This window comes from Dactylosporangium sp. NPDC049140, assembly GCF_040648435.1.
In genome coordinates, this window is the sequence record NZ_JBEZDS010000003.1 from 20,199 (window position 1) to 27,886 (window position 7,688).

General features: G+C 73.1%; 8 protein-coding genes. 5 read left to right on the forward strand and 3 right to left on the reverse strand.

Translation table 11 applies throughout. The annotated features are described in order from the left end of the window. Window positions 1-115 precede the first annotated feature (115 nt). Window positions 116-808: a type 1 glutamine amidotransferase domain-containing protein gene (locus tag AB0B76_RS06395; RefSeq protein ID WP_360370317.1), complete on the forward strand. Its 693-nt coding sequence runs from the start codon at window positions 116-118 to the stop codon at window positions 806-808. Here AB0B76_RS06395 and AB0B76_RS06400 read toward each other — a convergent pair. Both AB0B76_RS06400 and AB0B76_RS06405 read right to left on the reverse strand, forming a co-directional pair. After that, the gene (locus tag AB0B76_RS06400; protein WP_360370319.1) at window positions 805-1,767 is read right to left on the reverse strand and encodes an NADPH:quinone reductase; all 963 of its coding nucleotides are present in this window, start codon (window positions 1,765-1,767) and stop codon (window positions 805-807) included. The two genes, AB0B76_RS06395 and AB0B76_RS06400, sit on opposite strands and share 4 nt — an antisense overlap. Window positions 1,768-1,837: 70 nt before the next feature. Beyond that, window positions 1,838-2,866 carry a saccharopine dehydrogenase NADP-binding domain-containing protein gene (locus AB0B76_RS06405; protein ID WP_360370322.1) on the reverse strand — a complete coding sequence of 343 codons (1,029 nt, stop codon included), beginning with the start codon at window positions 2,864-2,866 and terminating at the stop codon, window positions 1,838-1,840. 71 nt (window positions 2,867-2,937) lie between these two features. Between AB0B76_RS06405 and AB0B76_RS06410 the strand changes: the two genes are divergently transcribed. The 3 genes from AB0B76_RS06410 (at window position 2,938) to AB0B76_RS06420 (ending at window position 5,253) form a co-directional block, all read left to right on the forward strand. Then, on the forward strand, window positions 2,938-3,879 hold the full coding sequence (locus AB0B76_RS06410) for a helix-turn-helix domain-containing protein (RefSeq protein ID WP_360370325.1): 942 nt from the start codon (window positions 2,938-2,940) through the stop codon (window positions 3,877-3,879). A gap of 16 nt (window positions 3,880-3,895) precedes the next feature. After that, entirely contained in the window at window positions 3,896-4,366 is a 471-nt protein-coding gene (locus AB0B76_RS06415) for a hypothetical protein (protein ID WP_360370328.1), read from the forward strand. Between the two features lie 140 nt (window positions 4,367-4,506). Next, window positions 4,507-5,253, forward strand: a complete 747-nt coding sequence (locus AB0B76_RS06420; protein ID WP_360370331.1) for a methyltransferase domain-containing protein — start codon at window positions 4,507-4,509, stop codon at window positions 5,251-5,253. A 65-nt stretch (window positions 5,254-5,318) separates the two neighbouring features. On the opposite strand, the gene AB0B76_RS06425 is transcribed toward AB0B76_RS06420, so the two are convergent. Further along, window positions 5,319-6,125 (reverse strand): TIGR02452 family protein, encoded by an 807-nt coding sequence (locus tag AB0B76_RS06425; protein WP_360370334.1) that lies wholly within the window; start codon window positions 6,123-6,125, stop codon window positions 5,319-5,321. A gap of 462 nt (window positions 6,126-6,587) precedes the next feature. On the opposite strand from AB0B76_RS06425, the gene AB0B76_RS06430 reads away from it, so the two are divergent. After that, complete coding sequence (locus AB0B76_RS06430; protein ID WP_360370337.1) at window positions 6,588-7,406, forward strand: TIM barrel protein; 819 nt, start codon at window positions 6,588-6,590, stop codon at window positions 7,404-7,406. The last annotated feature ends 282 nt before the right edge of the window (window positions 7,407-7,688 follow it).

Consider the following 7,688-nt stretch of genomic DNA (forward strand, 5'->3'; position numbering starts at 1 on the left):
CGGGAATCGACGCTGGCGACTGTAGCGGCTGCGGGCGCGCTCCGATGCCCCGTCGCCGGGGCCCACCCGGACAGGACTAGGCGGCATCACCCCGGCCCGCGGCACCGTCGGTCGCATGGCGAAGATCCTGTTCGTGCTCACCGGGGCCAGCTACTGGACACTCAAGGACGGCACCCGGCATCCGACCGGCTACTGGGCCGAGGAGTTCGCGGCGCCCTACCGCGCGCTGACCGAGGCCGGCCACACCGTCGAGGTCGCCACGCCCGGCGGCGTCGTCCCGCACGTGGACGTGATGAGCCTGCGCCCGTCGATGGCCGGCGGGGAGCAGGGCGCCCTCGACGAGGAGAGCGTGCTGCGCTCCGCCGAGGAGCTGCGCCGGCCGCTCGTCCTGGCCGAGGTGCGCCTGTCCGACTACGACGCCGTGTACTACCCGGGCGGCCATGGCCCGATGCAGGACCTGTGGGACGACGCCGACTCGGGCCGGCTGCTCAGCGCGGCCCTCGAATCCGGCAAGCCCCTCGCGGTCGTCTGTCACGCCCCGGCCGCGATGCTGGCCACCCGGCGCGACGGCGTCTCACCCTTCCAGGGGTACCGCGTGACCGCTTACACCAACGACGAGGAGGACGCCGTCGGCCTGGCCGCGCGGGCCCGCTGGCTGCTCGAGGACGAGCTGAAGAACCTGGGCGTCCGCTTCGAGCGCGGCGAGAACTGGAAGCCCTACACGGTCGTGGACCGCAACCTGTACACCGGGCAGAACCCGGCCTCGGCCGCGCCCCTGGCCCGCGAACTGCTCAAGGTGCTCGCCTAGCGAACGCCGGGGCGCAGCACGACCCGCCGGCCGCGGAGGTCGCCGCGCTCCAGCATGTGGTGGGCCTCCGCCGTCGCCGACAACGGCAGCTCCACCGTCGCGCGGGGCTGCAGGCGGCCCGCGGCGAGCAGGCGGTTGACGGCCGCGGCGGCCTCGGCGAGCTCGGCGGTCGTGGCGTGGGAGATGACGAAGCCGGTCACCGTGCGGTCGTACATGTACAGCGCCGCCGCGGGCAGGACCGGGCGCGAGGTCGCGCCGGACAGGATGACCGCGCGGCCGCGGAACGCCAGCCGGTCGAGCACCGTCTCCAGGTCGTTGCGGCCGGAGGTGTCGACGTACAGGTCGGGCCGTCGGGTTCCGAGTCCGGCCTCGCGGTAGTCGAGGACGTCGTGCGCGCCCAGGGAGCGGCAGTACTCGGCGTCGGCCGCGGACGCGGTCGCCACGACCCGGGCGCCCGCCTCCGCGGCCAGCACGATCAGCGCGGCCCCGACGTTGCCCGCGCCGCCCGCCACCGCGACCGTCTCGCCCGCCCGGAGCCGGCCGTGGGTGAACAGCGCGAGGTACGCGGTCGCGGCGGGGTGGGCGACGGTCACGGCGGTCTCGGGGGCGACGCCGGGCGGGCGGCGGTACACCCGCTCGATCGGCACGACCGCGAGCTGCGCGGCGGCGCCCTGCCGGCCGGCATGGCCGAGGCTGTTGCACCACACGGCGTCGCCGGGCGCGAACCCGGCCGCCCCGGGCCCGGCGGCCACGACGGTCCCGGCGAGGTCGCGGCCGACGACGAACGGCATCGGCAGCGGCGTGCGGAACAGCCCCGACCGCACGAACGCGTCGACCGGGTTGACCGTGGTGGCGACGACCTCGACGAGGACGTCGGTCGGCCCGGGCACGGGGTCGTCGAAGTCGCCGTACCGGATGACGTCGGGCGTTCCCAGCTCCTGCAGGTAGGCGGCGCGCATGGACCCAATGCTGCGCGCCGGCCGGGCCGCCGCCTCACGGCCCGAGGACGATCTTTTCCGGTCGCGCACGTCAGCCGGCCGGCTCGACGACGATGTCGGGGGCCAGGGCGGCCAGGAAGTCCGCGGCGTCGAACATGGCGCCCGCGGACGCGACGCCGGTGGTGCGCGTGCGGCCGGTGAGGATGCGGGTGACCGCCTCCACCGCGAGGGGCGCGGTGACGGCGTAGATGTCGCGGCCGTACGCCACCAGCCGGCGCCGCTGCCCACCGCGGTGGACGACGGCGTCGACGACGAACGACTGGGCGGAGCGGCCGCTCGCGTCGGCCGCGACCGGCGCCGGCGTGTCCGGGGCGGCGAGGTCCCGGGCCGCCTCGACCGTCATGTGGGTGCGCACCTCCCGCACGTCCACGTGGCTGGGCACGGTCACGATGTCGGCCATCGAGAACTCGGCGACGACCTCGCGGGCGCCGGCCGGCGGCGGGAAGGCCCAGCGCTCGGTCCGCGGCGCGTCGTCGTGGTAGTCGAGCCGGCCCTCGGTGAAGCGGACCCGGCGGCCGTTGCGCCGCTGCCGGGAGACGTCGCCGGCGATGCGGGTGCCGGGGGTGGGGTGCCAGCTGTCCAGGCCGTAGACGATGTCCACGCGGTCGGCCCGGGTCCAGTCGCCCATCGCCGCGGTGACGAGCAGGTCGCCGAGGCCGCCGTAGAACGCCATCGCCGGCACCATGACCGCGCCGGCCGCCCCGGCGCGCTCGCCGAAGCGCCGGAACGTGTCGGCGTTGGCCTCGATCTCGGCGGCCACGTCCACGTACGGGATGCCGGCCCGCAGCGCGGCCTCGATCACCGGGCCGGCCGTCGCGGCGAACGGGCCGGCCGTGTTGATCACCGCGGCCGCGCCGGCCAGCGCCCGGTCCAGCGCCGCCGGGTCGTCGACCGCCGCCGGCCGGGTGTCGAGGCCGGCGCGGGCCACGGCCTCGAGGCGGGCCGGGTCGCGGCCGGCCAGGACGGGGGTGAGGCCGCGCTCGAGCAGCGCGGCGGTGACGAAACGGCCAGTGTGCCCGTACGCGCCGTAGACGGTCACGGAGCTGCCTGAAAGATCCACTCGCTCATCGTGCCGACCGGGACCGGGGGAGCGTGAGCGTCGGGAACGACGAGATGCGTACAGTTTCGGACATGCACACAGTCGCGGTGGCCGTCGCCGACGGGGTCCTCAACTTCGAGCTGTCGCTGGCCTGCGAGCTGTTCGGCTCGGCCCCGCCGGTGCCGGTCGCGCCCTGGTACGACCTCGTCATCTGCGGCGCCGCCCCGGTCCGCGCCGACGGCCGGTTCCTGCTGGAGCCCGACGACGGGCTGGACCGGCTGGCCCGGGCCGGCACCGTGATCGTGCCCGGCTGGGCCGAGCTCGACGCCGACCCGCCGGCCGACCTCGTCGCGGCCATCCGCGCGGCGCACGAGGCCGGCGCGCGGGTGGCGTCGCTGTGCACCGGGGCCTTCGTGCTCGCCGCGGCCGGACTGCTGGACGGGCGGCGGGCCACGACCCATTGGCAGTACGCCGGGGCGCTGGCCGCGCGCTACCCGCACGTCGAGGTCGACCCGGACGTGCTCTACGTCGACGAGGGCAGCGTGCTGACCTCCGCCGGCAAGGCGGCCGCGCTGGACCTGTGCCTGCACCTGGTCCGCCGCGACCACGGCGCCGCCGTCGCCAACGCCGTCGCCCGCCGGCTCGTCGTGGCCCCGCACCGGCCCGGCGGCCAGGCCCAGTTCGTCGCCACGCCGGTCCCGGCGCCCGAGGACCGCCCGCTCAGCGAGCTGCTCGCCTGGGCCGCCCGGCGCCTGGACCAGCCGCTGACCGTCGAGGACCTGGCCCGCCAGGCGAGCGTGAGCAGCCGCCACCTCGCCCGCCAGTTCCGTGCCGCGACCGGCACCACACCGCTGCGCTGGCTGCTGACCCAGCGCATCCGGCGGGCACAGGAACTGCTGGAGCACAGCGACGACGGCCTGGACGCGATCGCGGCGGCCACCGGCCTGGGCACCGCGACCACGCTGCGCCGCCACTTCCACGAGGTCGTCGGGGTGGCCCCGGGCGTCTATCGGCGCACGTTCCGGGACCGCTGACGCCTACCATGCCGGCATGGCCCTTCGTCACTGCCTCGCGCTGCTCGCCGCGGTGCTGCCGGCCCTGCTCGCCGGGTGCGCCCAGGAGGACGAGCTCCGCCCGGGCTGCACGCCTCCGCCCCACGAGGAGCGCCTCCTCGACGCCTACCGCGACGACCCCGTGTTCAAGGTGCGGCCGCCGGGCGTCCAGAAGGCCGGCGCCCCGCGCGACAGCAAGGCCTGTCGCATCCTCAACGAGGAGGACACCTCGTTCACGAACGTGACCCTGACGCTGCACGGCGACCATCCGTACGGGCGGCCGGAGCTCCTGTCCGTCTACGACGCCGACCTGCAACGCGCGGGATGGCGACCGGCGGCGACGCCCGCGGACTCGTTGCAGTACTGCCGCGACGTCGCCGGCGTCCCGAGCGACCTGCAGATCGACGGCTACCCCGACAGCTCCGTCATCGTGTCGATGGCCGCCGAGCCCGACGGCGGATGCGACTGACGGTCAGGCGGAAGAAATCGGTCGCGTTCCCGACCCGCGGCGGCTATGTTCGGCCCCTCTCACGTCTGCAGGAGGTGGCTTGATGACGGCCCGTGTCCTTACCCGGCCCTGTTTCCATTCCGACGTAAGGACCTCCCGACATGGATCTTCCGCGCATCTTCGTGATCCGCGAGCGTAACCACCGCGTCCACAACCCCTTCACCGAACAGAAGCTCGCCCTCCTCGGCGACGTGATCCGGCTGCGCCCCGGCCAGACCATGCTCGACCTCGCCTGCGGCAGCGGCGAGATGCTCTGCACCTGGAGCCGCGACCACGGCATCTCCGGGACCGGCGTCGACATCAGCACGTACTTCCTCGGCGCCGCCCGGGCCCGCGCCGCCGAGCTCGGCGTCGCCGACCGCGTGGCGTTCGTGCACGACGACGCCGCCGGTTTCGTCGCGCCCACGCCGGTCGACGTCGCGGCCTGCATCGGCGCGACCTGGATCGGCGACGGCGTCCCGGGGACGCTGGCACTGCTGGAGCAGAGTCTCGTACCCGGCGGGCTGCTGCTCGTCGGCGAGCCGTACTGGCGCATCGACTCGCCCGACCAGGCGGTGGTCGAGGGCTGCGGCTTCACGTCCCGCGACGAGTTCGACGACCTGCCCGGGCTCGTCGAGTCGTTCGGCCGGCTCGGCTGGGACGTGGTGGAGATGGTGCTGGCCGACGGCGACAGCTGGGACCGGTACGCGGCCGCGCAATGGTTCAGCCTGCGGACCTGGCTCGACGCCAACCCGGACGACGAGCTCGCGGGCGAGGTGCGGGCCGAGCTGGACACCGCACCGGCGTTGTACGTGCGCTACCGGCGGCGGTACCTCGGCTGGGGCGTGTTCGTGCTGAAGCGGCGCTGACCCGTGCGCCCGGCCGGACGGTGGCGCGCCGTCCGGCCGGTCGCGCGTCCGTCCCCGCCTCGTGCTCAGCGTGCGGGCGGGAACCGGGTCGTGAACGCCGCCCGCACCGGGGCCCCCTTCGCGTGGTCCAGCACCGCGAACACCACTTCGTCGAAGCACCCGGCGCTGTCGGCGAGTGCGTCGCCGAACGCGGCGGCCACGGTCTGCGGATCGTTGCGGAAGACGCCGCACCCCCAGGCGCCGAGCACCAGGCGCCGATGGTCGTGGGCGGCGGCCACGGCGAGCACGCGGCGGGCCCGGGCGGCGAGCGCGGCCGCGACCTGGCCGGCCCGACCGGCCGGCAGCGCCCCGCGGTTGGGCGCGGCGGCGGTCAGGAACGAGACCTGGTACGGACTCTCCAGCAGCCGGCCGTCGTCATCGCGGAACACCGGAACGCGGGGCGAGTAGATGACGCTGTCGGTGTAGAGGTTGTCGCTGCGGGAGCGGTGCAGCGTGTAGAACTGCGGCGCGGCGGTCAGGCAGCTGTACAGCGCCGACGCGCGAGCCAGGCCCTCCTCCTGGGCCTGGGCGCCGGTGCGGAAGCCGCCGCCCGGGTGCTTCGCGGAGGCGAACACGAGCGCGGCCACGTCGCCGTCGCGGGCCAGCCGGCGGCCGGCCGCCAAGGTGCTCTCCCCGGTGACCGAGACCGCGGGGGGCGGGCCGCTCGGGGGACGGCCCGGCAGCTCCTGTCCGGGTCGGTACAGCCGGGTGCCGCCGACCGCCGCGCGGATGTCGGCGGTCAGGTCGACGCGTCCGCCGCCGGGAGGCCGGTAGGCGGCGGCGCGGAGGATCTGTAACGTGTCGCGGGCGAGGTCCCGCAGTTGCGCACTCACGCCGACCGATTCTGCGTGACCGCGCCGCGCCCGGCGACCCGATATCGCGCCGCGGGCACGGATGGATCACTGCGCCGCAGCCCATAGGCGCTGACAGCGAGATCACGGCTGTCATCGCCGCCAACCCCGACAGTGCGTTGTATTGAGATGCCGCACTTGGCACTTCCGCATTTCCTCGCGGTCCTCACAACGCCGGAGTCGGTACGTGGTTTACACCTAATGCGCGGGCCGGACTTGTCCTCGCCGAGCTCGAGGGGTAACACCCCGATATGGACGGCATTGTAGCAGGCGCAGCCGTTTTGCCCGTCGGAGATCCTTTCACCGCTTGGCGCAGAAAAGGCTGATGTCTATCAAATATTTCGTTCTCAGACTAAGATTGTCGACCGTTGGGAAGGTGAGTAAGTCGATCGCCGGGTACCGACCCACGACGTGACCGCACCAGGGCGACGGTGAGGAGACCTCGTGACTCAGCGGCTTTCATTTGCTGCCGGAATTGCCACGCAGGAGTATCTGACCGCGGAAGAGGGCGCGATCCGGGCGCACGAGGAGGAGTGCACGCACTGGTACGTGGACATGAGCCTGCCGTCGGACCATGCGCATGAGTGGCCCCAGCCTCGACGCCGGTCCCTGGTGAAAATGGCGAGCGGCCTGGGCGTGCGTCCGATCGTGCACGGCAACTTCCGGGCGCCGCTGTCCACAGAGATACCGGAGGTTGCCGCGGGCGTGCAGGCCTACTTGACCGCCGAGCTGCAGCTCGCCAGCGACCTTGGCGCACCGCTCATCGTCCACGGAGGAGCCCTCGCGGATCCACGACCTACCGAGTCGGGCCGGTGGAATGCCCTGCAAAGGTTTCTGCGAGCGCTGGAGCAGGGTCTGAGTGCCGCCAGCGGTCTCGGGGTCGAGGTGTGGGTCGAGAATTTGGCCCACTATCCACGATTCCGCCCTTTCACCTATGTCTTCACCAGGTACGCCGATTTCGTGACAGTGCTGGACTATCTTCCGGAAGTGGCATTCATTTTCGACATCGGGCACGCAAACGTCAACCAGTCGCCTCCCCTGCGCTTGTTTCACGAGATGACCAGTGCGATAAAGGCGATTTCCGTGAGCGACAATGACGGAAGAGCCGACTCGCATCTCGGCCTGGGCCGCGGCAATGTTCCGCTCAAGGAGCTGACCGATACCATCGTCAAGACGCATTGGAGCGGATTGGTGGCGTTCGAGACCCGCGGAGCCGGGGTGGACGAGGGCGTACACGCGCTGCAAGCACACCTGGCCGGATAACGGGCTCCGCGACGACTACGGGCAAGGACTGTATGCGCCGCCCCGATGTCGAGTGACGACAGGCTGTAGTGATCGGGGAGCCTCGTCTCCTCGCTGGAGCGTCCTCGTGGCAAGAGCACGTGCGGCCTCCCTGCCGGTGCCGGCTGTCGTTGCCGCGTCATCGAACCGGGCAAGCACTCGCTGACAGCAGTCCCGAGCAAGGTCACCCAGGCCGGCCCGCATCAGGCAGATTGCGAGGTTGACGCCCGAGATCAGGGTGTCGGGATGGTCCTCGCCGAGCAC

What these genes read in the sequence shown, in the direction of transcription:
- AB0B76_RS06395 (WP_360370317.1), top strand. Translation starts at nt 116, where the DNA reads ATGGCGAAGATCCTGTTCGTGCTCACCGGGGCCAGCTACTGGACACTC.
- AB0B76_RS06400 (WP_360370319.1), bottom strand. Translation starts at nt 1,767, where the DNA reads ATGCGCGCCGCCTACCTGCAGGAGCTGGGAACGCCCGACGTCATCCGG.
- AB0B76_RS06410 (WP_360370325.1), top strand. Translation starts at nt 2,938, where the DNA reads ATGCACACAGTCGCGGTGGCCGTCGCCGACGGGGTCCTCAACTTCGAG.
- AB0B76_RS06415 (WP_360370328.1), top strand. Translation starts at nt 3,896, where the DNA reads ATGGCCCTTCGTCACTGCCTCGCGCTGCTCGCCGCGGTGCTGCCGGCC.
- AB0B76_RS06420 (WP_360370331.1), top strand. Translation starts at nt 4,507, where the DNA reads ATGGATCTTCCGCGCATCTTCGTGATCCGCGAGCGTAACCACCGCGTC.